General features: G+C 68.9%; 14 protein-coding genes and 1 CRISPR repeat array (1 of these 15 only partly in view). Of the genes, 6 read left to right on the forward strand and 8 right to left on the reverse strand.

Annotated features, from left to right (window positions below):
- Positions 1 to 1,427: a CRISPR direct-repeat array (repeat unit 31 nt; unit sequence GTTTCAATCCACGCGCCCGTGAGGGCGCGAC) (it extends 313 nt beyond the left edge of the window).
- A 250-nt stretch (positions 1,428 to 1,677) separates the two neighbouring features.
- The 4 genes from AC1PMG_RS09010 to AC1PMG_RS09025 all read right to left on the reverse strand — a co-directional run bounded on the left by AC1PMG_RS09010 (position 1,678) and on the right by AC1PMG_RS09025 (position 7,691).
- Positions 1,678 to 2,589 carry an NAD-dependent epimerase/dehydratase family protein gene (locus AC1PMG_RS09010; protein WP_481111360.1) on the reverse strand — a complete coding sequence of 304 codons (912 nt, stop codon included), beginning with the start codon at positions 2,587 to 2,589 and terminating at the stop codon, positions 1,678 to 1,680.
- 74 nt (positions 2,590 to 2,663) lie between these two features.
- Positions 2,664 to 5,456: a methionine synthase gene (gene metH, locus AC1PMG_RS09015; RefSeq protein ID WP_481111361.1), complete on the reverse strand. Its 2,793-nt coding sequence runs from the start codon at positions 5,454 to 5,456 to the stop codon at positions 2,664 to 2,666.
- A 103-nt stretch (positions 5,457 to 5,559) separates the two neighbouring features.
- Positions 5,560 to 6,705: a homocysteine S-methyltransferase family protein gene (locus AC1PMG_RS09020; RefSeq protein ID WP_481111362.1), complete on the reverse strand. Its 1,146-nt coding sequence runs from the start codon at positions 6,703 to 6,705 to the stop codon at positions 5,560 to 5,562.
- Entirely contained in the window at positions 6,702 to 7,691 is a 990-nt protein-coding gene (locus AC1PMG_RS09025) for an ArsR/SmtB family transcription factor (protein ID WP_481111363.1), read from the reverse strand. The genes AC1PMG_RS09020 and AC1PMG_RS09025 overlap by 4 nt, the downstream gene beginning before the upstream one ends.
- A 126-nt stretch (positions 7,692 to 7,817) precedes the next feature.
- Between AC1PMG_RS09025 and AC1PMG_RS09030 the strand changes: the two genes are divergently transcribed.
- Complete coding sequence (locus AC1PMG_RS09030; protein WP_267094252.1) at positions 7,818 to 8,966, forward strand: acyl-CoA dehydrogenase family protein; 1,149 nt, start codon at positions 7,818 to 7,820, stop codon at positions 8,964 to 8,966.
- A 330-nt stretch (positions 8,967 to 9,296) separates the two neighbouring features.
- On the opposite strand, the gene AC1PMG_RS09035 is transcribed toward AC1PMG_RS09030, so the two are convergent.
- From AC1PMG_RS09035 to AC1PMG_RS09045, 3 genes are read right to left on the reverse strand one after another with little or no spacing between them, the layout of a single operon-like run.
- Positions 9,297 to 12,470 (reverse strand): multidrug efflux RND transporter permease subunit, encoded by a 3,174-nt coding sequence (locus AC1PMG_RS09035; RefSeq protein WP_481111364.1) that lies wholly within the window; start codon positions 12,468 to 12,470, stop codon positions 9,297 to 9,299.
- Positions 12,471 to 12,482: 12 nt separating this feature from the next.
- Positions 12,483 to 13,766 (reverse strand): efflux RND transporter periplasmic adaptor subunit, encoded by a 1,284-nt coding sequence (locus tag AC1PMG_RS09040; protein WP_342071994.1) that lies wholly within the window; start codon positions 13,764 to 13,766, stop codon positions 12,483 to 12,485.
- On the reverse strand, positions 13,763 to 14,416 hold the full coding sequence (locus AC1PMG_RS09045) for a TetR/AcrR family transcriptional regulator (protein ID WP_481111365.1): 654 nt from the start codon (positions 14,414 to 14,416) through the stop codon (positions 13,763 to 13,765). Before AC1PMG_RS09045 ends, AC1PMG_RS09040 begins: the two co-directional genes overlap by 4 nt.
- A gap of 241 nt (positions 14,417 to 14,657) precedes the next feature.
- Here AC1PMG_RS09045 and AC1PMG_RS09050 point away from each other — a divergent pair, with 241 nt between their 5' ends.
- From AC1PMG_RS09050 to AC1PMG_RS09070, 5 genes are all read left to right on the forward strand, one after another.
- Positions 14,658 to 19,775 carry an NAD-glutamate dehydrogenase gene (locus tag AC1PMG_RS09050; protein WP_481111366.1) on the forward strand — a complete coding sequence of 1,706 codons (5,118 nt, stop codon included), beginning with the start codon at positions 14,658 to 14,660 and terminating at the stop codon, positions 19,773 to 19,775.
- A gap of 278 nt (positions 19,776 to 20,053) precedes the next feature.
- On the forward strand, positions 20,054 to 20,680 hold the full coding sequence (locus AC1PMG_RS09055) for a hypothetical protein (RefSeq protein WP_481111367.1): 627 nt from the start codon (positions 20,054 to 20,056) through the stop codon (positions 20,678 to 20,680).
- 206 nt (positions 20,681 to 20,886) lie between these two features.
- A complete protein-coding gene (locus tag AC1PMG_RS09060; protein ID WP_026143327.1) occupies positions 20,887 to 21,657 on the forward strand; it encodes an NAD kinase in 771 nt (256 codons plus the stop codon).
- A 131-nt stretch (positions 21,658 to 21,788) separates the two neighbouring features.
- Positions 21,789 to 22,754: a 5'-nucleotidase gene (locus tag AC1PMG_RS09065; protein ID WP_481111368.1), complete on the forward strand. Its 966-nt coding sequence runs from the start codon at positions 21,789 to 21,791 to the stop codon at positions 22,752 to 22,754.
- Positions 22,751 to 23,563, forward strand: a complete 813-nt coding sequence (locus AC1PMG_RS09070; protein WP_481111369.1) for a fused MFS/spermidine synthase — start codon at positions 22,751 to 22,753, stop codon at positions 23,561 to 23,563. The genes AC1PMG_RS09065 and AC1PMG_RS09070 overlap by 4 nt, the downstream gene beginning before the upstream one ends.
- A gap of 137 nt (positions 23,564 to 23,700) precedes the next feature.
- Here the strand turns inward: AC1PMG_RS09070 and AC1PMG_RS09075 are convergent, their stop codons facing one another.
- Positions 23,701 to 24,237 (reverse strand): DUF2939 domain-containing protein, encoded by a 537-nt coding sequence (locus AC1PMG_RS09075; RefSeq protein WP_481111370.1) that lies wholly within the window; start codon positions 24,235 to 24,237, stop codon positions 23,701 to 23,703.
- Positions 24,238 to 24,509 lie beyond the last annotated feature (272 nt).

A 24,509-nucleotide genomic window follows, 5' to 3' on the forward strand; every position in this document is an offset into this window, starting at 1 on the left:
GTGGTCCACACGCACCTGTTTCAATCCACGCGCCCGTGAGGGCGCGACGTGCCGAGCAGAGCGATTCCAGCGCCAGGATGACGTTTCAATCCACGCGCCCGTGAGGGCGCGACCGGACGCGGCGCGACACGCGCGCTATCTCAACATCGTTTCAATCCACGCGCCCGTGAGGGCGCGACTGCTTGCCACCTTCGTTGCCCTGACCCTCGGCGGTTTCAATCCACGCGCCCGTGAGGGCGCGACCCTATCTGACCGTCCGCTACGACATGGCGGACGAGTTTCAATCCACGCGCCCGTGAGGGCGCGACGAGTCGGCTGTGTGCTCCTTCAAGCCGGCAAAGGCGTTTCAATCCACGCGCCCGTGAGGGCGCGACCTCAGGCGCGCCCCATCCGGCCAATGGCAGGCGATGTTTCAATCCACGCGCCCGTGAGGGCGCGACCTGGCCTATCGGGACGGCGACGTGATCGTGTGGCGGTTTCAATCCACGCGCCCGTGAGGGCGCGACTGACCAAGGAGGGCAAGCCTTCCGGCCTGTGGGGGTTTCAATCCACGCGCCCGTGAGGGCGCGACCGCTGGCCGACGTCAACCGCGAGACCGTGGCGGCGTTTCAATCCACGCGCCCGTGAGGGCGCGACTGCCCGACGTGCCAGGGTGCCGGTGAGCTGATCCGGTTTCAATCCACGCGCCCGTGAGGGCGCGACCGATCGTGAAGTGGCGCAGTACCTGTTCTACTTCCTGTTTCAATCCACGCGCCCGTGAGGGCGCGACTCGTACTGGCCTTCGGCGACGTCCGCGGCAATCGGTTTCAATCCACGCGCCCGTGAGGGCGCGACTGATCGCCGCGGCGCTGCCCAGGTCGGTGAGGGCGTTTCAATCCACGCGCCCGTGAGGGCGCGACGATACAAGGAAATCGAAGCCCAGCGCGTGCACCTGTTTCAATCCACGCGCCCGTGAGGGCGCGACAGGCGCGCGAGGCCTACGTCGCCAAGTTCCACAAGTTTCAATCCACGCGCCCGTGAGGGCGCGACCGTGTCCACCCGCTTCCGCCTTGGCGACTACTGGCTCGTTTCAATCCACGCGCCCGTGAGGGCGCGACCAGGGAGATTGACCTTCGCAACATCAAGACCGAGTTTCAATCCACGCGCCCGTGAGGGCGCGACTGGGAGTGATGATGGCGGGGCGACCGAAGGGGCGAGTTTCAATCCACGCGCCCGTGAGGGCGCGACGTCTGAGGGCGCACCACCATCACAGCCTGTCGCCCGGTTTCAATCCACGCGCCCGTGAGGGCGCGACCCTATCCATCTTGTCCGGATAGCTTGAATTAATGTCGTTTCAATCCACGCGCCCGTGAGGGCGCGACGCGAACCGCTGGCCAACGGCGGCCAAGCCGGCCGGGTTTCAATCCACGCGCCCGTGAGGGCGCGACCGCCCTCAGCATAACTGCCGGCCGGGACTAAGGAAAAAGTGCCGATTTCGCGAAACGGGCGTGCGGCGACGTGCAGGGGGCGGGGCTGCCTTGCCCGGTTTCGCGATGCCCAGGAATTTCGCTTTTTCGATCAAGTGCTTATCGGGATTCGCGAACCGGCCGGGAAAACCCCGGGCGCTTCCGGTTCGCGCCGACGGCGCACGTCCTTGCGTCGCCATCCGAACCCGGTGTGCCGATCAGCGCCGGGCGCTCAGTCGCTGACGGCGCGCCCGTCGTTGGGCGGCAGCACCTCGGGCACGTGCGTGTCGTACTGGTGCAGCACTTCCGCGAAACCATGGCGCGGTTGCCAGCCCAGCGCGTCCAGCGCCCGTTGCGGCGAGTAGACGCGATCGATCCGTTCCGGCAGTGCCCAGCCGCGTTGCGCGAACGCCGCCACCAGCAACGGCGCGCGGCGGTGCAGGACCGTTGGTGCCGCGGTGTGCAGCTCGGCGCAATCCTCGCGCAGGAACGGGGTGGCGCCGGAAATCACGAACGTTGCGGCTGCCGGCCCGGCGTGCCGCAATGCCGCCGCATGGGCCTCGGCGACGTCGCGCGCGTCGATGCCGCGATGCAGGCGGAATGCCGCCATCACGTTGACCGGTTCCGGGAAGCAGCGCGACATGCGCAGGATGCGCACGCTCGGCCCGCCCTGGTCGGCCGCTTCTCTCAGCAGCGCCTCGGCCTCCAGCTTGGTGTGGTGGTAGATGGTGCGCGGCTGCGGCGTCAGTGTCTCGTCGACCCAGCCGGCGCTGCCGTCGGGAGTGGCGGCGTCGCCATACAGCGCGGTGGTGCTGGTGAACACGATGCGGCGCACGCCGGCCGCCGCCGCGGCATCCAGGACGCGGCGCGTGCCGTGGACATTGACCTGGCGGAAGCGCGCCGCCGGCACATGCGCGACGTGCGGGGCATGCAGCGCGGCGGTGTGGATCACGGCGTCCACGCCCTGCAGTGCGCGCGTCAGCAGTGCGGCATCGTCGAGGTCGCCGACCCAGTCGGCGGTGGAGCAGGGCGTCCGGTCGAAGCCGCTGACGCGGTGCTCGCGCGCGAGCCGGATATGGATCGCGCGGCCGACCCGGCCGGCACTGCCGGTGACCACGATCTTCAGCGGGGACGGAGTGGACATGGGCATCGGCGATGGACTCGAAGGCACGCGGGGCGACACAGGCGCTATGGGGCGCGCCTGCGGTCGGCGTGGGCTCACTCCGGATCGTAGTCCAGGTTCGAGGCCAGCCAGCGTTCGGCCTGTTGCAGCGAGACGCCCTTGCGCCGGGCGTAGTCGGCGAGCTGGTCCTTGCCCAGCCGGCCGACCACGAAGTACTGGCTCTGCGGGTGGCTGAAGTAGTAGCCGGACACCGCGGCAGTCGGCAGCATCGCGAAGCTCTCGGTCAGCGACATGCCGGCGTTGCGACCGGCATCGAGCAGGGCGAACAGGGTCTGCTTCTCGCTGTGGTCGGGGCAGGCCGGATAGCCGGGCGCGGGACGGATGCCGCGATAGCGCTCGGCGATCAGCGCCTCGTTGTCCAGCGCCTCGTCGTCGGCATAGCCCCAGAACTCGGTGCGCACGCGCTGGTGCAGGCGCTCGGCCAGCGCCTCGGCCAGGCGGTCGGCCAGGGCCTTGAGCAGGATCGCGTTGTAGTCGTCGTGCGCCGCCTCGAAGCGCGCCACGTGCGGTTCGATGCCGATGCCGGCGGTCACCGCGAACGCACCGATCCAGTCCTGCTTGCCGCTGTCGCGCGGCGCGATGAAGTCGGCCAGGCAGAAGTCCGGACGCTCGGCGGGCTTGTCGACCTGTTGGCGCAGGAAATGCAGGAGGTGCCGGGACTCGGGACCCGGGACCCGGGACCCGGGGGAAGCAAATCCAGGGCTGTCGGCAGCTTCTTGCTGTTGCGGGTCCCGGGTCCCGGGTCCCGAGTCCCGGGCCTCAACCACCACCTCCACATCATCCCCCACCGACTGCGCCGGCCACAGCCCGAACACGGCCTTGGCGGTCAGCCATTTCTCCTCCACGATCCGCTGCAGCATCGCCCGTGCGTCCTGGTACAGCTCGCTGGCCTGCTGGCCGACGATCTCGTCGGTGAGGATCGCCGGGAACTTGCCGGCCAGTTCCCAGGCCTGGAAGAACGGGGTCCAGTCGATCAGCGGGACCAGGTCGTCCAGCGGGTAGTCGTCGAACACGTGCAGGCCGGGCTGGCGCGGCGCTGGCGGGGTGTAGGCGTCCCAGCCGCCGTCGAAGCGCTGCCCGCGCGCGTGCGCGAGCGAGACCAGGCGCTTGGCGTCGCCGCGGTTCTTGTGGCGCTGGCGGATCTCGGCGTAGTCGGCGTCGTTGGCGGCGACGAAGGCCGCGCGCAGTTCGCGCGAGATGAGCGACTGCGCCACGCCGACCGCGCGCGAGGCGTCCTTGACCCAGACCGTCGGCGCCGCGTAGTGCGGGTCGATCTTCAGCGCGGTGTGCGCGCGTGAGGTGGTGGCGCCGCCGATCAGCAGCGGCATCGAGAAGCCCTGCCGCTGCATCTCGCGGGCGACGTGGGTCATCTCTTCCAGCGACGGGGTGATCAGCCCCGACAGGCCGATGATGTCGGCGTTCTCGGCGCGGGCGCGATCGAGGATGGTCTGGGTCGGCACCATCACCCCCAGGTCGATCACGTCGAAGTTGTTGCAGGCCAGGACCACGCCGACGATGTTCTTGCCGATGTCGTGCACGTCGCCCTTGACCGTGGCCATGACGATCTTGCCGTTGGACTTGCCGGTGTCGCCGCTGCGCAGCTTCTCCGCCTCGATGTAGGGCAGCAGGTAGGCCACCGCCTTCTTCATCACCCGCGCCGATTTCACCACCTGCGGCAGGAACATCTTGCCGGCGCCGAACAGGTCGCCGACCACGTTCATGCCGTCCATCAGCGGGCCTTCGATCACGTCCAGCGGCCGCGAGGCCTGCTGCCGCGCCTCCTCGGTATCGACCTCGACGAACTCGTCGATGCCGTGCACCAGCGCGTGGCTCAACCGCTCGCGCACGGTCTTCTCACGCCACGCCAGCTTTTCCCGATTCCCGATGCCCGAATCCCGATTCCCCGCTTTCTTGTAGCGTTCGGCGATTTCCAGCAGGCGTTCGGTGGCATCGCGGCGGCGGTTGAGGATCACGTCCTCCACGCGCTCGCGCAGCTCCGGGTCCAACTCGTCGTAGATCGGCATGCCGCCGGCGTTGACGATGCCCATGTCCATGCCGGCGGCGATGGCGTGGTACAGGAATACCGAATGGATCGCCTGGCGCACGGTCTCGTTGCCGCGGAACGAGAACGACACGTTGGAGACGCCGCCGGAGACATGGCAGTGCGGCAGGGTGCGCTTGATCTCGCGGGTGGCCTCGATGAAGTCGACCGCGTAGTTGTCGTGCTCCTCGATGCCGGTGGCCACGGCGAAGATGTTCGGATCGAAGATGATGTCTTCCGGCGGGAACCCGACCTGCTCGGTGAGGATGCGGTAGGCGCGGGTGCAGATCTCCACCTTGCGCGCGCAGGTGTCGGCCTGGCCGACCTCGTCGAAGGCCATCACCACCGCCGCGGCGCCGTAGCGCAGCACCTTGCGCGCGTGCTCGACGAACGGCGCCTCGCCTTCCTTGAGCGAGATCGAGTTGACCACGCTCTTGCCCTGCAGGCACTTCAGCCCGGCCTCGATCACGCTCCACTTGGAGGAGTCGACCATCACCGGGATGCGTGCGATGTCCGGCTCGGACATGATCAGGTTGAGAAAGCGCACCATCGCCTTCTCCGAGTCGATCAGTCCCTCGTCCATGTTGACGTCGAGGATCTGCGCGCCGTTGGCGACCTGCTGGCGCGCCACCTCCACCGCTTCCTCGTAGCGCTCTTCCTTGATCAGCTTGCGGAACTGCGCGCTGCCGGTGACGTTGGTGCGCTCGCCGACATTGACGAACAGCAGGTCCGGGGTCAGCAGCAACGGCTCCAGGCCGGACAGGCGGGTGTGGCGGGCGGAGGACATGGTCAGCGTTCCGGAAACGGGGAGGTGCCGGCGCACGCGCAGGCGGCAGCGTGCCCGCGCAGGACTGCGCGGGCGGGGGCGGCGGGCGTGCGCGCGGCGGACATCAGGCGGCCTGCGCCGGTGCCGACAGCGGCACGCGCGGCGGCAGCCCGCGCACCGCCTCGGCGATGGCGCGGATGTGCGCCGGGGTGGTGCCGCAGCAGCCGCCGACCAGGTTCAGCAGCCCGGACTCGGCGAACTCGCGCAGAGTCGCCGCCATTTCCTCCGGCGTCTCGTCGTACTCGCCGAAGGCGTTGGGCAGGCCAGCGTTGGGATGCGCGCTGACGTAGCCGTCGGCGATCCGCGCCAGGGTCTCCACGTGCGGCCGCAGGTCCTTGGCGCCGAGCGCGCAGTTCAGCCCGACCGAAAGCGGCCGCCCGTGCGCGACCGAGGCATAGAACGCTTCGGCGGTCTGCCCGGACAGGGTGCGGCCGGAGGCATCGGTGATGGTGCCGGAGATCATCACCGGCAGGCGCCCGCCGCGTGCGTCGAACACTTCCTCGATCGCGTACAGCGCGGCCTTGGCGTTGAGCGTGTCGAAGATGGTCTCGACCATCAGCGTGTCGGCGCCGCCGTCGATCAGGCCGTCGATGGCCTCGCGGTAGGTGGCGCGCAGCTCGTCGAAGCTGGTGTTGCGGAAGCCGGGGTCGTTGACGTCCGGGCTGATCGAGGCGGTGCGGCTGGTCGGGCCGAGCACCCCGATCACGAACCGCGGCCTGTCCGGCGTCAGCGCTTCGACCGCGTCGCAGCAGGCACGCGCGACCTGCGCGCCGGCCTTGTTGAGTTCGTAGACCAGGTGTTCCAGGTGGTAGTCGGCCTGGCTGATCGACGTCGCGTTGAAGGTATTGGTCTCGAGCAGGTCGGCGCCGGCATCGAGGTAGGCACGGTGGATCTCGGCGATCACCTCCGGCCGGGTCAGCAGCAGCAGGTCGTTGTTGCCCTTCAGGTCGTGGCCCTGCGGCGCGTGGTCGCAGCCGGGGCCGTGCACGTGCACGGCCTGCGCGTCGTAGCCCTCGGCGAAGCGCTCGCCGCGGTAATCGGCCTCCTGCAGCCCATGACGCTGGATCATGGTGCCCATCGCCCCATCGATGATCAGGATGCGCTCGGACAGGGCCTGCAGCAGCGCTTCGGCGCGCTGGGGGTGGAGCCAGTTGGAGGCCGGGAGTGGGGATTGGGGATTGGGGATTGGTGAAACAGCCGCGCCACTCATGCTCCGGCCTCCGTCGTGGCTTTTGCCTTATCAAATCCCGAATCCCCACTCCCCAATCCCGGCTTCCCAGCAATCAACGAAATCACTTCGAAGTGCGGCGGGCGTTTCTCGCGGGTCACGGTTTCCAGGCTGGAGACCTCGAGCCCGGCCTTGCCGACGAACTTGCGCAGTTCCTTGGCCGAAAAGCCGAGGTTGACGTGGCCGTAGGCCTGCACCGCGGCCTTGTGCTCGTGGCGCGCCAGGCTGCACAGCAGCAGGCGGCCGCCCGGGCGCAGCACCCGCGCCGATTCGCAGACCGCCTGCGCCGGCTTGGTGGCGTAGGTCAGGGCATGCATCATCACCACCAGGTCGAAGCTGGCATCGGCGAAGGGCAGGGCATGCATGTCGCCCTCGCGCACTTCCACATTCCCGAGCCGGCGCAGGCGCTCGCTGGCCGCGGCCACCACCCGTGCGCTGGTGTCGATGCAGACGTAGCGGCGTGCGTGCGGCGCCACCAGTTCGGCGAGCACGCCATCGCCGGAGGCGATGTCGAGCACGTCGCCGGTCTCCAGCAGCGGCAGGGCGGTGCGTGCCAGCGCTTCCCAGGTGCGGCCGGGCGAATAGTGGCGTTCCATGTCGCCGGCCACCGAATCGGCCCAGTTCTGGTCGGCGGCGCGGTTGGCCAGCACCGCGGCCACGCGCTCGGCGTCCTGGCGCAGCAGCGGGTCGTCGCTGCCGGTGCTCAGCGCCAGCCACAGCGCACGCTGGGCCGGGTCCAGCAGGGTCTCGTCGAAGCGATAATAGGCCGACACGCCGGCGCGGCGGTCGCGCACCAGCCCGGCCTCCTTGAGCTTGGCCAGGTGGGTCGAGACCCGCGGCTGCGCCAGGCGGGTGATGGCCGACAACTCGGCCACGGTCAGTTCCTCCTGTTCCAGCAGCGCCAGCAGGCGCACGCGGGTGGCGTCGGCGAAGACCTTCAGCCGGGACGACCAGTCCTCCAGATCCATAAATATCTTCCTATCGCGATATAGAGATATTTTGGTCCGCGCAGCCGTTCCGGTCAAGTTGCACACGCCGGCGTATGGTTGGCACGGCTACAATGGCCGGACCAATATGCCCGGGAGGGGTTCGACGTGGATTTCAGCTTTACCGAAGAGCAATTGATGATCCAGGACGTGGCGCGGCGCATCGCCCAGGAGCGCATCGCCCCCAGCGCCGAGCATCACGACCGTGCCGGCGAATTCCCGCTGGAGAACATCCGCCTGCTGGGCGAGAACGGGCTGATGGGCATCGAGGTGCCGGAAGAATACGGCGGCGCCGGCATGGACCCGATCGCCTATGTGCTGGCGATGGTCGAGATCGCCGCCGGCGATGCGGCGCATTCGACCATCATGTCGGTCAACAACTCGCTGTTCTGCGCCGGCATCCTCAAGAACGGCAACGAGGAACAGAAGCAGAAGTACGTGCGCGCCATCGCCGAGGGCCGCGAGATCGGCGCCTTCGCGCTGACCGAGCCGCAGTCCGGCTCCGACGCCACCGCGATGCGGTGCCGCGCGGTGCGCCAGGACGACGGCAGCTTCGTCATCAACGGCAAGAAGAGCTGGATCACCTCCGGCCCGGTCGCCAAGTACATCGTGCTGTTCGCGATGAGCGAGCCGGAGCAGGGCGCGCGCGGCATCACTGCCTTCGTCGTGGACACCGACAAGCCGGGCTTCCACCGCGGCAAGACCGAGCCCAAGCTGGGCATCCGCGCCTCGGCCACCTGCGAGATCGAGTTCCAGGACTACGTGGCCAGCGCCGACGAGGTGCTGGGCACGCCGGGCGAAGGCTTCAAGATCGCGATGAGCGTGCTCGACGCCGGCCGCATCGGCATCGCCTCGCAGGCGATCGGCCTGGCCCGCGCCGCCTACGAGGCCACCCTGGAGTACGTGAAGGAGCGCAAGGCGTTCGGTTCGCCGATCGGCGCGTTCCAGATGACCCAGGCCAAGATCGCGGACATGAAGTGCAAGCTGGACGCGGCGCTGCTGCTGACCTTGCGCGCGGCCTGGCTGAAGGGGCAGGGCCAGCGCTTCACCACCGAAGCCTCGGTGGCCAAGCTGACCGCCTCCGAGGCGGCGATGTGGATCACCCACCAGGCGGTGCAGATCCACGGCGGCATGGGCTATTCCAAGGAGATGCCGCTGGAGCGTTACTTCCGCGATGCCAAGATCACCGAGATTTACGAGGGCACCAGCGAGATCCAGCGCCTGGTGATCGCCCGCAACGAGACGGGGTTGCGGTGAGGCCGGGAGTGGGGATTCGGGATTGGGGATTCGCCGGTTCCCGAATCGGTTGAGGATTCAGGAGAAGCGGCCGCAAGGCCGCTTTTTCTTTTTGTGGAAAAGCGATGCGTGGCGTTCGGGCTGCAATGCGTCGGGACTGAAGTCCCTCCCACAAGGGTTCTCCAGGCTTGCGCTGCCTGTTCAAGGAGTTCGTTCGGCTTCCTGCCAGTATTCCCCCAAACAAAAAGCGGCCTTGCGGCCGCTTTCTGTTTGTTTCTACAGAGAGGTATCAGGACCGGGAGCGGGACTTGACCGACGAATCCCCACTCCCGAATCCCCACTCCCCGCCGCTCAGCGATCCGGCTGATGCCGCGCCAGGCCGGCTTCCTGCATCTGCGTGAACTCCTTCGACGGCTCGTCCAGCTTGTCGCCGAGCATGCGCCGCACCATCACGAAGAACAGCGGGATGAACAGCACGCCCAGTACGGTGGCGAACAGCATGCCGCCGATCACGCCGGTACCGATGGCGTGGCGGGCGTTGGCGCCGGCGCCGGTGGAGATCGCCATCGGCAGCACGCCGAGGATGAAGGCGAACGAGGTCATCAGGATCGGGCGGAAGCGCAGGTGCGCCGCCTCGGCCGCGGCCTCGCGCAGGGTCTTGCCCATCGCCCGCTGCTCCACCGCGAACTCGACGATCAGGATCGCGTTCTTGGCGGCCAGGCCGATCACCGTGATCAGGCCGATCTTGAAGTAGATGTCGTTCGGCAGGCCACGCAGCAGCGAGAACGCCACCGCGCCGAGCACGCCGATCGGCACCACCAGCAGCACCGACACCGGGATCGACCAGCTTTCGTACAGCGCCGCCAGGCACAGGAACACCACCACGATCGACAGCACCAGCAGCAGCGTGGCGGTGTTGCCGGCGATGATTTCCTGGTACGACATGCCGCTCCAGTCGAAGCCGAAGCCCGGCGGCAGGTCGTTGTTGACGATGTCCTCCATCGCGCTCATCGCCTGGCCGGAACTGCCGCCCGGCGCCGGGTTGCCGACGATGTTGATCGCCGAGTAGCCGTTGTAGCGGCTCAGCGACGGCGAGCTGTAGATCCAGTCCGAGCTCACCACCGTGCTCAGCGGGATCATCTGCGGCAGGCCGCTGCTGTCGGAGGCGGTACTGCTGGGCACGTAGAAGTTGCGCAGCGACTCCGGGCCGGTGCGGAACGGCGCGTCGGCCTGCATGTTGACGCGCTTGATGCGGCCTTCGTAGAAGAAGTCGTTGACGTACACCGGTGCCAGCATCAGCTGGATCGACTGGTAGATGTCGTTGACCGACAGGCCCATCGACTGCGCCTGCACGCGGTCCACCTTCAACTGCAGCTGCGGCGAGTTCTCCAGGCCGTTCGGACGCACGCCGGCCAGGGTGTCCTGGCGCTGCGCGGCCTTGCCGAGCACGATGTTGCGTGCCTGCAGCAGGGCTTCCTCGCCCTGGCCGCTGCGGTCCTGCAGCCACATGTCGAAGCCGCCGAACTGGCCCAGGCCGTTCACCGTGGGCAGGTTGACCACGAAGATCTGCGCGTCCTTGATGCCGTAGAACATGCCGTTCAACTGCTGGATCAGGTCGCCGGCGGCGATGTCGCGCTCGTCCCAGGGCTTGAGCCGGATGAAGCCCATGCCCACGTTCTCGCCGCGGCCCAGGAAGCTGAAGCCGGCCACCTGCAGCATGCCTTCGACCGCCTTCTGCTGCTGCAGCACGCCGCGCATCTGCGCGAACACCTCGTTGGTGCGGGTCTTGGTCGCACCCGGCGGCAGCTGCACGATCGCCAGCGCGAAGCCTTGGTCCTCTTCCGGCAGGAAGCTACCCGGCATGCGCGTGAACAGGAAGCCGCACAGCACCGCCAGCAGGGCGAACACCGCCATCCAGCGCGGCGCGCGGCGGATGGTGCTGCCCACCGCGCCGACGTAGCGGTGCGCCAGCTTGTCGTAGTACTTGTTGAAGGTGCGGTAGACCCAGTTCGGGTTGTCGTTGTGGGTGGGCTTGAGGAACGCCGCACACAGCGCCGGGGTGAAGCTCAGCGCCAGGAAGGCGGAGAACGCCATCGACATGGCGATGGTGATCGCGAACTGCTTGTAGATCGCGCCGGCCGCGCCGGGCTGCATCGCCGACGGAATGAACACCGCCGCCAGCACCACGGTGATGGCCACCACCGCGCCGGTGATCTGGGTCATCGCCTTGTGCGTGGCCGCCTTCGGCGCCAGGTGCTCCTCGGACATGATGCGTTCGACGTTTTCGATCACCACGATCGCGTCGTCGACCACGATGCCGATCGCCAGCACCATCGCGAACAGGGTCAGCTGGTTGATGGTGAAGCCGATCGCCCACATGCCCAGGAAGGTGCCCAGCAGCGCCACCGGGATGACCAGGGTGGGGATGATGGTGGCGCGGAAGTTCTGCAGGAACACCAGCATCACCAGGAACACCAGCACGATCGCCTCGGCCAGGGTCTTGACCACTTCCTCGATCGAGATCTTGACGAAGGTGGTGCTCTCGTACGGCGTGAACCAGGTGACGCCCTGCGGGAAGCTGGGCTGCAGCTCGTCCATCTTGGCCTTGACCGCCTCGGACACGCTCAGCGCGTTGGCGCCCGGCAGCAGCTGAATGGCGAAGGCGCCGGTCGGCTTGCCGTTGTACTGGGTATCGAAGCCGAAGTTGGTCGGGCCGAACGCGACCCGGGCCACGTCCTTCAGCCGCACCACGGTGCCGTTGCCGTCGGCGCGCAGGATGATGTTCTCGAACTGCTCGGGCGAGGTGAAGCGGCCTTCGGCGCTGACCGTGGCGGTGAACGACTGGCCCTGCGGCGCCGGATCCGAACCGAGCGAACCGGCGGCGAACTGCACGTTCTGCGCGCGGATCGCGTTGTACACGTCGGTGGCGGACATGTGGTAACCCTGCAGCTTCTCCGGGTTCAACCAGATGTCCATGGCGTACTCGGCGCCGAACTGCTGGGTGCTGCCGACGCCGGGCACGCGCGAGATCTGTTCCAACACGCGCGACCCGACGATGTCGTTGAGCGCGTCGCGGTCGATCGACGGGTTGTCCGAACGCAGCGCGATCACGCTCAGGAAGCCGGCGTTGGCCTTGGCCACCACCACGCCCTGCGCGGTCACTTCCGAGGGCAGGCGCGGGGTCGCCAGCGACACCTTGTTCTGCACCTGCACCTGGGCGATGTCCGGGTCGGTGCCGGTCTCGAAGGTCAGGGTGATGGTGGCGCTGCCGCTGGAGGACGACGACGAGCTGAAGTACAGCAGGTGGTCGATGCCGGTCAGCTGCTGCTCGATCACCTGGGTGACCGAGCGTTCGGTGGTGCTGGCGCTGGCGCCGGGATAGGTGGCGGTGACGGTGACCTGGGGCGGGGCGATCGAGGGATACGACTCGACGCCGAGATTGAGGATGGCGATCACGCCGCTGAGCGAGATCAGGATCGCCACCACCCAGGCGAAGACCGGGTGTTCGATGAAGAACTTAGGCATGGGGGGAGTCCGTTACTGCTTCGGCTGGTCGGAAGACGAGGCGGCGTTCGGCGCATCGCCGTGCGCTGCGCCCTGCGCCGGGGCGGCGCCCTTGGCCGGCGCCGCGGCGCCCTGGGCACCCTGGCCGGGCGCTGCGCCGGCACCCGGGCCCTGGCCCTGGGCGGCGGCATTCGGATTCCACGGCTTGGCCACGGCCGGTGCGCCTTCCTTGACCTTGGGCAGGCCGCTGACCACGACCTGGTCGCCGTTCTGCAGGCCGCCGCTGACGATCCACTTGTCGCCCTGCTGGCCGGCCGTGGTCAGGTCCTTGCGCACCACCTTGCTGTCCTTGCCGACGACCATCGCATAGGCGCCCTTGGCGTCGCGCAGCACGGCCGCCTGCGGGATCAGGTACACGTCCTTGCGCTGGCCCAGGTTGGCCGAGAAGCTGACGAAGGCGCCGGGCAGCAGCACCCGGTCCGGATTGGGCAGCAGCGCGCGCAGCGTCACCGAGCCGGTGCTCGGGTCGACCGCGGCGCCGGAGAAGTCCAGGGTGCCGGCATGCGCATAGGTGCTGCCGTCGCCGAGCTTGATCTGCACGGTGGACTTGTCCTCGGCGTTGAGGGCGACGTTGCCTTCGGTCTGCGCCTGGCGCAGCTGCGCCAGTTCGTCGGAACTCATCGAGAAGTTGACGTACAGCGGGTCCAACTGGTCGATCGTGGTCAGCAGCGTGCTGTCGCCCTGGCCGACCAGCGCGCCCTCGGTGACCTGCTGCTTGCCGGCGCGGCCGGCGATCGGCGCGGTGACGGTGGCGTAGCCGAGGTTGATGCGCGCGGTTTCCACTGCCGCACGGGCCTGCTGCACCGACGCGGCGGAGCTGCGTTCGGTGGCCTCGGCGTTGTCCAGGTCGGACTTGGACACGTAGGCCTGCGGCGCCAGGCTGCGCGCGCGGGCGGCGGCGGCCTTGGCGTTGGCGTAGGTGGCTTCGGCCGCGGCCAGCTGGCCCTGCGCCGAGGCCAGGGTCGCACGCAGCGGCGCCGGGTCGATCTGGAACAGCGGCTGGCCTTCCTTGACGTCGGTGCCTTCGGTGTACAGGCGCTTTTCCAGCACGCCGGGCACGCGGGCGCGCACGTCGGCGCTACGGAACGCGGACAGGCGGCCGACCAGTTCGCGCTCAAGCGGCACGGTCTGCGGCTGCGCCTGCAGCACGCCCACTTCCGGCGGCGGCATGGCCTGCTGCTGCTCCTGTTTCTTGCAGGACGCCAACACCACCACGACGGCGCAGGCCAGGGCGAGAGAACGCAACGGGGAGGTCATCGGGTGGTACTCCGGTCTGGTTTTGTAGAAGGAAGGAAAGGGGCGGCGGCGAACGCGCGCAAAAAGCCGTCCACGGCGAACTCGGCCCAGGCGCGCTGCGCGGCGGCGTCGCCGCGATGCGCGCTGTGGAAGCGCTGACGCTCGAAATCCATGCCGACGATCATGCTCAACAGCAGCTCGGCCATGAAGTGCGGATCGTCATGCCGGAGCTGGCCGCACGCCATGGCGCCGCGCAGGCGCTCGCTCAGGCGCTGCATCAGCGCGCCGGCGCTGTCGCGGAACAGGGCGCGCGCTTCTTCGGGGAAGTGCCGCGACTCGGCGGCGATCAGCTGGCAACTCTGCAGTACACGGGGTTCGGACAGCTGCTCCAGGTACTCGCAGGCGAAGCGCAGCAGGCTGCCGCGCAGGTCGTCCTGCACCGGCTCCAGGTGCGCCGTGGCCAGATCGAGGTGATCCTGCATCGCCCGCCGCAGCAGGCCCTGCTTGCTGCGGTAGCGGCTGTACAGGGTCTGCTTGGAGCAGCCGGCGCGTGCCGCCACTGCATCCATGCTCAGGCCCATGCCTTCCTCGGCCAGCAATTCGCGCACGGCAGCGTACACGCGCTGGTCGCGCGCCTGGCGCTGTGCGGCGGAGGCGAGGGGAGTGCTCATCGATTGTGGACTATACCGTCCAGTTTAGAATTAGAACAGCCTTGACACAGGGGTGTTCTTGCTAACAACAGCGTGGCCGGCAAAGCATGGTGACCGCCGCGTGATGATGGTGTTGCGGTCGCTTTGCGCGATCTGGCGCGTCGCCGCGGCCGCGCCGTCGGTTTGCGATGCAGCAAGGTAGTTGAACGGAGCACCGGTACAATTCCGGCTTTCCCATCGAGCATCGTTGCTGCTCTCCGTCATGAAACCCAAACACGCCGCTTCCCGTTCCAAATCTTCGGCCGCCACCCGCACCTCCGCGACCCCGTCCGCCACCAAGCCGGCCAAGGCGCCTGCCAAGACCAAGGCGGCGGCCAAGCCTGCGGCCAAGTCCGCCGCCCCGCGCAAGGCCGCGACGCCGCCCAAGCTGGCCGCGACCGTGCCGGCGACCGCCAAGGTGATCGACGCGGCGCCCGCCGCCAGCGCCTTCAGCCTGGCCTCGGTGTTCGCGGCGCTGCGCAAGCGCTACCCGGCCGCGCGCCAGGAGGAGGCGCAGACCTTCGCCGAAGAGTTCTACAAGCGCATGGAGGAGGACGAGTTCCCCCACCACAGCGCGCAGGAGTGGGCGGCGCTGGCCGCGTCGATGCTGGAGTTCGCACGCAAGCGCAAGCCGGGCACGGTCAACGTGCGGGTGTTCAACCCGAACCTGAAGGACGACGGCTGGGAGTCGTCGCACACGGTGCTGCAGATCGTCAACGACGATATGCCGTTCCTGGTCGATTCGGTGAGCATGGCGCTGGCCGAGCTGGGCATCGGCGTGCACGTGCTCGGCCACCCGGTGCTGCGCATGCAGCGCGACAAGGGCGGCACGTTGGAGAACGTGGGCGAGGGCAAGGCGGAATCGCTGATGGCGCTGGAGATCGACCGCCAGCCGCCGGAAGACATGGCGCAGGTGGAAGCGGCGATCCGGCGCATCCTCGGCGAGGTGCGCAACATCGTGCGCGACTGGGGCGGCATGCGCGAGAAGATGCTGGCGCTGGCCGACGACCTGACCACGCGGCGCCTGCCGGTGGACGACAAGGGCCGGCGCGAGGCGCAGGAATTCCTGCGCTGGGCCGCGGCCGACCATTTCACCTTCTTCGGCTACCGCGAGTACCGGGTGGAGAAGCAGGGCGGCGAAGACGTGCTGGCGCCGCTGGAAGACAGCGGCCTGGGCCTGCTGCGCGGGCAGGACAAGTCGCCGGCGCGGCCGGTGCGCACGCTGGCCGCACACGGTCTCAGCGAGTCCGGCACCAAGGAAGCGCTGATCCTGACCAAGACCAATGCGCGCTCGCGGGTGCACCGCAGCGGCTACATGGACTACATCGGCGTGCTGGAGTTCGACGCCAAGGGCCGCATCGTCGCCGAACAGCGCTTCCTCGGCCTGTTCACCTCCAGCGCCTACAACCGCCGCCCGTGGGAGATCCCGCTGGTGCGCGAGCGCTTCGACTACGTGATGCGCAAGTCCGAACTGACCCCGAGCAGCCACAGCGGCAAGGCGCTGCGTCATATCCTGGAGACGCTGCCGCGCGAGGAGCTGTTCCAGTCCAACGAGGAAGAGCTGTACCGCACCGCGATGGGCATCCTCGGCCTGCAGGAGCGGGTGCGCAGCCGCCTGTTCCTGCGCCGCGACAAGTACGGCCGCTTCATTTCCGCGCTGGTGTACATCCCGCGCGAGCGCTTCAACACCGACGTGCGCCTGCGCATCGAGGCCTTGCTGAAGGACGCGCTGCACGGCGAGTACATCGATTCCAACGTGGTGCTGGGCGAATCGCCGCTGGCGCAGCTGCACATGATCGTGCGGCCCAAGCCGGGCGAGGCGCTGGAGTTCGACACCACCGAACTGGAATCGCGCCTGGCGCACCTGCTGCGCAACTGGCACGACGACCTGCGCGAGGCGCTGGTGGCCAGCTGCGGCGAGCGCGATGGCCTGCGCCTGGCCGCCGGCTACGGCCGCGCGCTGCCGGCCGGCTACATCGAGGAGTCGACCGCGCAGATCGCCGCGCGCGACGTCGAGCGCCTGGCCGCGCTGCGCGGCCCGGAAGACCTGCACCTGAGCCTGCAGGCGCTGCGCCGCGACGGCGCCGACAGCCTGCGCCTGAAGCTGTACCGCCAGCACGACGACCTGCCGCTGTCGGACGTGCTGCCGATGATGGAGAACCTGGGCCTGCGGGTGATCTCCGAGCGTCCGTACCGGCTGGTGGTCGATGGCACCGCGCTGTCCATCCAGGACTTCGAGGTCGAGCCGCTGGCCGGCAGCATCGATGTGGCCGCGGCCGATGCGCCGCTGTGCGAGGCGTTCGTGCGGATCTGGCGCGGCGATGCCGAGAACGACGGCTTCAACCGCCTGATCGTCGGCGCCAGCCTGAGCTGGCGCCAGGTCGCGGTGCTGCGCGGCTACTGCAAGTACCTGCTGCAGACCGGCGTACCGTTCTCGCAGGCTTACGTGGAAGAGACCTGCAACCGCTATCCGCTGCTGGCGCGGCTGCTGGTGGAACTGTTCGAGGCGCGCTTCGATCCGGCCACCGGCAACGAGAGCAAGGCGCAGATCGCCGAGGGACAGGCCGCGCTGACGGCGCAACTGCACCTGCTGGCCAAGGACGATGCCGCTGCGCTGAAGGCGCTGCAGCCGGTGATCGATGCGCGCAGCGGCAGCCGCGACGCGCAGCTGGAGGCGGTCTCGGCCGCCCTGCTGAAGCTGTTCGACCAGGTCGCCAGCCTCGACGAGGATCGCATCCTGCGCAGCTTCAAGGGCGTGATCGAGGCGACCCTGCGCACCAGCCACTACCAGCGCACCGCCGATGGCGGGCTGGGCCACTGCATCAGCTTCAAGCTGGATTCGGCCAAGGTGCCGGACCTGCCCAAGCCGCGTCCGTACCGCGAGATCTTCGTGTACGGCCCGCGCGTGGAAGGCGTGCACCTGCGCTTCGGCGCGGTGGCGCGCGGCGGCCTGCGCTGGTCCGACCGGCGCGAGGACTTCCGCACCGAGGTGCTGGGCCTGGTCAAGGCGCAGATGGTCAAGAACACGGTGATCGTGCCGGTCGGCGCCAAGGGCGGCTTCTTCTGCAAGCGTCCGCCGGTCGGCGGCGACCGCGACGCGGTGCTGGCCGAAGGCATCGCCTGCTACAAGCTGTTCATCCAGGGCCTGCTGGACATCACCGACAACATCGTCGGCGGCAAGATCGTGCCGCCGCCGCAGGTGGTGCGCCACGACCAGGACGATCCGTACCTGGTGGTCGCCGCCGACAAGGGCACGGCCACCTTCTCCGACATCGCCAACGGCCTGGCGCTGGACCACGGCTTCTGGCTGGGCGATGCGTTCGCCTCCGGCGGCTCGGTCGGCTACGACCACAAGGGCATGGGCATCACCGCGCGCGGCGCCTGGGAGTCGGTCAAGCGCCACTTCCGCGCCCTGGGCCGCGACTGCCAGAACGAGGACTTCACCTGCGTGGGCATCGGCGACATGTCCGGCGACGTGTTCGGCAACGGCATGCTGCTGTCGCGCCACATCCGCCTGCTGGCCGCGTTCGACCACCGCCACATCTTCCTCGACCCGAACCCGGACGCGGCGGCATCCTTCGCCGAGCGCGAGCGCCTGTTCAAGCTGCCGCGCTCCAGCTGGGCCGACTACGACGCCAAGTTGATCAGCGCCGGCGGCGGCATCTACCCGCGCACGCTCAAGTCGATCGAGATCAGCGCGCCGGTGCGCGAGGCGCTGGGCCTGGAGCCGGGCGTCAAGCAGCTCTCGCCGAACGACCTGATGAACGCCATCCTCAAGGCGCCGGTCGACCTGTTCTGGAACGGCGGCATCGGCACCTACGTCAAGGCCGCCAGCGAGACCCACGGCGATGTCGGCGACCGCGCCAACAACGGCCTGCGCGTCAACGGCGGCGAGCTGCGCTGCAAGGTCGTGGGCGAGGGCGGCAACCTCGGCCTGACCCAGCTCGGCCGCATCGAGGCCGCGCAGGTGGGCGTGCTGCTCAACACCGACTTCATCGACAACTCGGCCGGCGTGGACACCTCCGACCACGAGGTCAACATCAAGATCCTGCTCAACGACGTGGTGCAGGCCAAGAAGCTGACCCTGGACGCGCGCAACAAGCTGCTGGCGTCGATGACCGACGAAGTGGCCGAGCTGGTGCTGTGGGACAACATCCGCCAGAACCAGGCGCTGAGCCTGATGGAGCGGATGAGCGTCACCCGCCTGGGCTCCAAGCAGCACTTCATCCGCACCCTGGAGGCGCAGGGCCTGCTCGACCGGCAGATCGAATACCTGCCTTCGGACGCGGAAATCTCCGCACGCAAGGCGCGTGGCCAGGGCCTGACCCGGCCGGAACTGGCGGTGCTGCTGTCCTATTCCAAGCTGGTGGCGTTCCAGCAGCTGCTGGAATCGGACATCCCCGAGGACCCGTACCTGTCCAAGGAGCTGCAGCGCTACTTCCCGCAGCCGCTGCAGAAGAAGTACGCGGACGCGATGGAGCGGCACCGCCTCAAGCGCGAGATCATCGCCACCGCGGTGACCAACACCACCATCAACCGCATGGGCGCCACCTTCCTGATGCGCATGCAGGAAGACACCGGCCGCAGCATCGCCGAGGTCGCCAAGGCCTACACCATCAGCCGCGAGACGCTGGATGCGCGCGCGCTGTGGACGCAGATCGACGCGCTGGACGGCAAGGTGCCCGAGTCGGTGCAGATCGACGCGCTGGAGGTGATCTGGACGCTGCAGCGCGCCTTCGTGCGCTGGCTGCTGTTCCGCCCGGGCCCGATGCCGGGCATCACCGCCGCGGTGGAGCGCTACTACGAGCCGTTCAACGACATCCGCGTCGCCTCCGGCGTGCTGCCCGATTCGCAGCGTCCGCGCTACGAGGCGCTGGTGCAGGAGTGGCAGGACAAGGGCCTGCCGCCGGCGCTCGCCCAGCAGCTGTCGGAACTGCGCTTCCTGGAGCCGGCGTTCGACATCATCGAGATGGCGCGCACCCGCAAGCTCAAGCCGGTGGAGGTGTCGAAGGTGCACTTCCGCCTCGGCGAGGCGCTGCAGTTGCCGTGGCTGTTCGAGCAGATCGACGCGCTGGAGGTCAACGGCCGCTGGCATGCGGTGGCCCGCGGCGTGCTGCGCGACGAACTGGCCAAGCACCACGGCGTGCTGGCCGGCCAGGCACTGAGCCTGCCGGGCGGCACCGCCGAGGCCAAGGTGCAGCACTGGCTGCAGCGCGACGACAGCAGCCTGCGCTTCACCCTGAGCATGCTGCAGGAACTGGCTGCGCAGAAGACGCTGGACTACCCGACGGTGTCGGTGGCGGTGCAGCGACTCGGCCAGCTGGCGGCGCACGGCGTCTGACCGATCGCGCCGATGGCCAGGCCCGCGCGTGCGGGTCTGGCCCACAGCGGTACCGCGTCGCCCGATGGTGACGCATGGCGCGTGGCAGGCGGTTGCTGTCACGCGTCCTTGGTGGGGATCCGCGTTCGCCCCACTTTCCCCGTTGGAGCCAGGTCGGCGGCACACCGCTGCGGCGACCGACCGCGTCTTGCAAGGCCGCGGGATTCTGGCAGCCCGCGCTGATACGATCCGCGCCATCGGGCGAGCACACGGCTGCAGCGCCGCATTTCGAGGCGCACATGCTGTACCTGGCCATCCCCGCGGTGCTCCTGTTGTTGATCGTCTTCCTGGCGCGGCAGCCTCCGCTGGAGCTGCGGCTGGAGCGTGCGCTGCAGCAGGCACGGCAGGGCGACCTGCGACGCTTGCGTGCACTTGCCAGGAAATCGGTGGGCGATGCCGCCTATGCGCTGTTTCTGCAACTGGACGCCAACGGCGAGCAGGCCGCGGCGCTGGCGGCACTGAAGCGTGCGGTCTATGCCCGCACCTGGCTGGACATCCGTGGCTGCAGCGTGGCGATGCGCGCGTACGGCCGCCGTCGCTTCCTGGGCGTGGGCACCATTCCGGACCATGCCGCGCTGCTGGCCGAATGGAGCCGTCCCGGCTGGTGCTCGGGTGCCGGCTGGGAACCCGAACTGGCCTGGATCCAGGCCTGCGGCCCGGAAGCGTGCCGGGATCTGGCGCGCGCCTGGTATTGGCTGTGCCTGGCCGATGCGCGCAAGCAGCAGGGGATGGGCGAGATCCGGTCGGTGGAGCTGGCGCAGCAGGTGCGGGAGCATCTGGGCCCGCTGGTGCCGGCATCGGTGCGCCAGGCGATGCAGGAGCAGGCGGCGGAGACTGCGTGCCGCGACTTCATGTCCGGCAGATAAGGCGGGCGGAGCGACTCGGCCCGGTACCGGGCACCGGCCTGCAACGGCTGTCGCCGCAGGTCACATCACATCACATCGCGGTGCGGACGCGGCATGCAACTGCCGCGGATTGACCGCTGCCTCGGCTGCAAGCGCGTGCCGCCGGTTCGCCGCCGCGCGCCGGTCATGGCGCCCCGGGTATGATCGGGGCCATGAATGCTTCCGTCCTGCCGTCCTCGCCCCGCATCTGTTTCCTCGCCAGCGTCGCGCCGGAGGCGCAGCACGCGCGCACCCAACTGGTCGGGCGCTACGGCGATTGCGAGCCGGCCGATGCCGATGTGCTGTGCGCGCTCGGCGGCGATGGCTTCATGCTGCAGACCCTGCATCGCCACGGCAGCCTGGGCAAGCCGGTGTTCGGCATGAAGCTGGGCACGGTCGGTTTCCTGATGAACCAGTTCCGCGACGACGACCTGGTCGCGCGCCTGGCCCTGGCCGAGCCGGCCAAGCTGCGCCCGCTGGAAATGCTGGCGCAGACCGAATCCGGCGCCACCACAGGCTCGCTGGCCTACAACGAGGTCTCGCTGCTGCGGCAGACCCGCCAGGCCGCGCACGTGAGCATCGATCTCAACGGCCAGACCCGGGTCGACGAACTGATCTGCGACGGCGTGCTGGTGTCGACCCCGGCCGGCAGCACCGCCTACAACTCCTCCGCGCACGGACCGATCCTGCCGCTGGGCTCGCACACCCTGGCGCTGACCCCGATCGCGCCGTACCGGCCGCGGCGCTGGCGCGGCGCGATCCTCAAGGCCGACATCGAGGTGCGCTTCCGCGTGCTGGACCCGTACAAGCGCCCGGTCAGCGTCACCGCCGACTCGCACGAGACCCGCGACGTGGTCGAAGTGACCATCCGCGAATCCCGCGACCGCCTGGTCACCCTGCTGTTCGATCCGGAACACAATCTGGAGGAGCGGATCTTGAGCGAGCAATTTATGGTTTAGGGGCTGGGATTTGGGAGTGGGGATTGGGGATTCGTAACAGCGCACCGCTTTCTCCGATTCCTCTGTACACCCTCCGATCCCTTTGCCCGCTTTTGCCAATCCCCAATCCCCACTGCCGAATCCCTGCTCTCATGTCCGACAACTCCCCCCGTCTGCTCACCGTCGCGGTCACCTCGCGCGCCCTGTTCGATCTGGAAGAGGGCCATGCCCTGTTCGAGCGGGACGGGGTGGAGGCGTACAGCGCGTACCAGCGCGAGCGCGAGGACGATGTGCTGGCGCCCGGGGTGGCGTTCCCGGTGGTGCGTAAGCTGCTGGCGCTGAACCAGGGCACGCCGCCGGAGACGCCGCCGGTGGAGGTGATCCTGCTGTCGCGCAATTCCGCCGACACCGGGCTGCGCATCTTCAATTCGATCCAGCACTACGGGCTGGGCATCGTCCGCGCCACCTTCACCTCCGGCGAGGCGACCTGGCCCTACGTCAAGCCGTTCGGCACCGATCTGTTCCTCTCGGCCAATCCGGAGTCGGTGCGGCGCGCGCTCAGCCACGGCATCGCCGCGGCGACGATCCTGCCCAAGCCGCCGGGCGAGCACGCGCAGGAAGCGGCCGCCGCGGCCGGCGCGATCGATGCCGGCCGCCTGTCCACGCAGTTGCGCATCGCCTTCGATGGCGATGCGGTGATCTTCGGCGACGAGGGCGAGCGTTTCTCGCGCGAGCAGGGCGTGGAGGCGTTCGGCCGCTACGAGCGCGAGAACGCGCGCGAGCCGCTGACCGGCGGGCCGTTCCGCAATTTCCTGTCGGCGCTGCATGCGCTGCAGTCCGCCTTCCCGGCCGGCGAGGCCTCCCCGATCCGCACCGCGCTGGTCACCGCGCGCTCTGCGCCCGCCCATGAGCGGGTGATCCGCACCCTGCGCGAATGGGGCGTGCGCCTGGACGAGGCGCTGTTCCTCGGCGGCCGCCACAAGGGGCCGTTCCTGCAGGCGTTCGGCGCGGACATCTTCTTCGACGATTCGCAGCACAACATCGACAGCGCCGCCCGCGAGCGCGTCGCCGCCGGGCATGTGCCGCACGGGGTCGCCAACGACATCGCCAAGCCGTGAGCGCGGCGCCCGGCTGCGGCCGTTGGGCCGCGCTGCGCCGCCTGCTGCGGCAGGGAGCGGATGCGCCTGCCGACCTGCGTCCCGGACGACCCTACGTGCGCCACGGCTGGCGCTACACCAGCCTGCAGTTCAAGGGCGAGGTGACCCAGAGCCGCATGTACACCTGGTGGCCGGACGTGCTGCAGGTGGGCTACACGCGCAGCATGCTCGGCGCGCTGCTGCTGCGCCCGGACCCGCGGCGGATCGGCATCGTCGGCCTCGGCGGCGGCTCGCAGGCCAAGTTCTGCTACCGGCACCTGCCGCAGGCGCGGATCGAGGCGATCGAGGCCGACGCCGACGTGCTGGCCTTGCGCGCCGCCTTCCGCATCCCGGACGACGATGCGCGCTTCGAGGCCGTGCACGGCGACGGTGCCCGGCTGCTGCCGCAACGGCGCGACCGCTACGACCTGCTGCTGCTCGACGCCTACGACGCCGAGGGCATTCCGGCGGCGCTGCTCAGCCGCGGCTTCTACGAGGACTGCCATGCGGCGCTGGCGCCGGGCGGGGTGCTGGCGGTGAACCTGTACGACACCGACACGCGCCGCCATCTGGCGCATCTGCGCGCGCTGTTCGGCGGCCGCGTGCTGCGCCTGGACGAGCCGCAGATGGACAATCACGTGGTGTTCGCCTGGACCGGCGCACTGCCTGCGCTGGATGCGCACGCGGCCCTGGCCCGCCTGCCGTGGTCGGCGCGCTGGCAACTGCGCACGCCGTTCCGGCGCGTGCAGCAGGCGATGGCGGGCAGGACGGGAGCGGACGGGGTGCGTTAGCCAGGGCTGCTGCCGGGGGATGGCCGCGTCGGTCATACGATTCAGTCCACGCCATGCCGCCGCCGGTGCAAGCACGACGGGGGAGACACTGCATGCGGTCCCTGGCGACACCACGCGCCAGGACGATGGCAAGTCGCCTACAACGGCAGCAGGATGTTGCTGAGCTTCCAGTGCAGGCCCTCGCGAGTGAACACGAAGGGCACGGCGGTGCCGTCGGCGGTGTGCACGGTGGCGACGAAGCGCGTGGCCGATTCGAAGCGGTGCTCGGCCTGACGCAGCGGTTGCGGCGGGCGCGGCGCAGCGTAGGTGTCGCCGCCGACGGTGTCGCCGCTGGCACGTTTCCACAACGCATCGCCCTGCATCAGGGCGCCGATGCCGGCCGGGGTGACCATCGCATCCACGCTCATGCCACCGAGGCCGCCGGCCAGCGACAGCAGCGCCCCGCCGAACAGGCTGGACTGCAGGTCCGGGCCGGCACGGCGCACCAGCGCATCGTCCACCTGGGCCTTGAGGTTGACCCGCAGGGTGGGGAAATCGACGTAGCGCTCCAGTGCCGCGGCATCGCGCTCGCGCAGCGCCTGGTCGATGCCGCGGATCGCGAGATACGGCCCGGCCACGACGTAGCCACCCAGGGCGAGCAGGGCGAGGAACAGCAAGGCCAGCCATTTCTTCATCGCATGTCTCCTTGCGCGTGTGGGCATTGTGTAGGGGCGGCTTCAGCCGCGACGCGTGACCGGGAATGCCTGTCGCGGCTGAAGCCGCTTGTGTCAAATGAGAGTCTATCGTTGCAGGTGAGAGCGGAGTGCGGCAGGCCGTTTAGCCGCAGTGCCAAGCGAGCACGAGTAGGAGTCAGCGCCGCCGCACTCCGGTTCTCCTGCCTGACAAGCCCGAACAGTTGCCCGAGTGACGAGCTCGAACTCCACAAGCATGGGCATCGGCAGGAGCG

The sequence above is a fragment of the Xanthomonas sp. NCPPB 2250 genome (genome assembly GCF_056725265.1).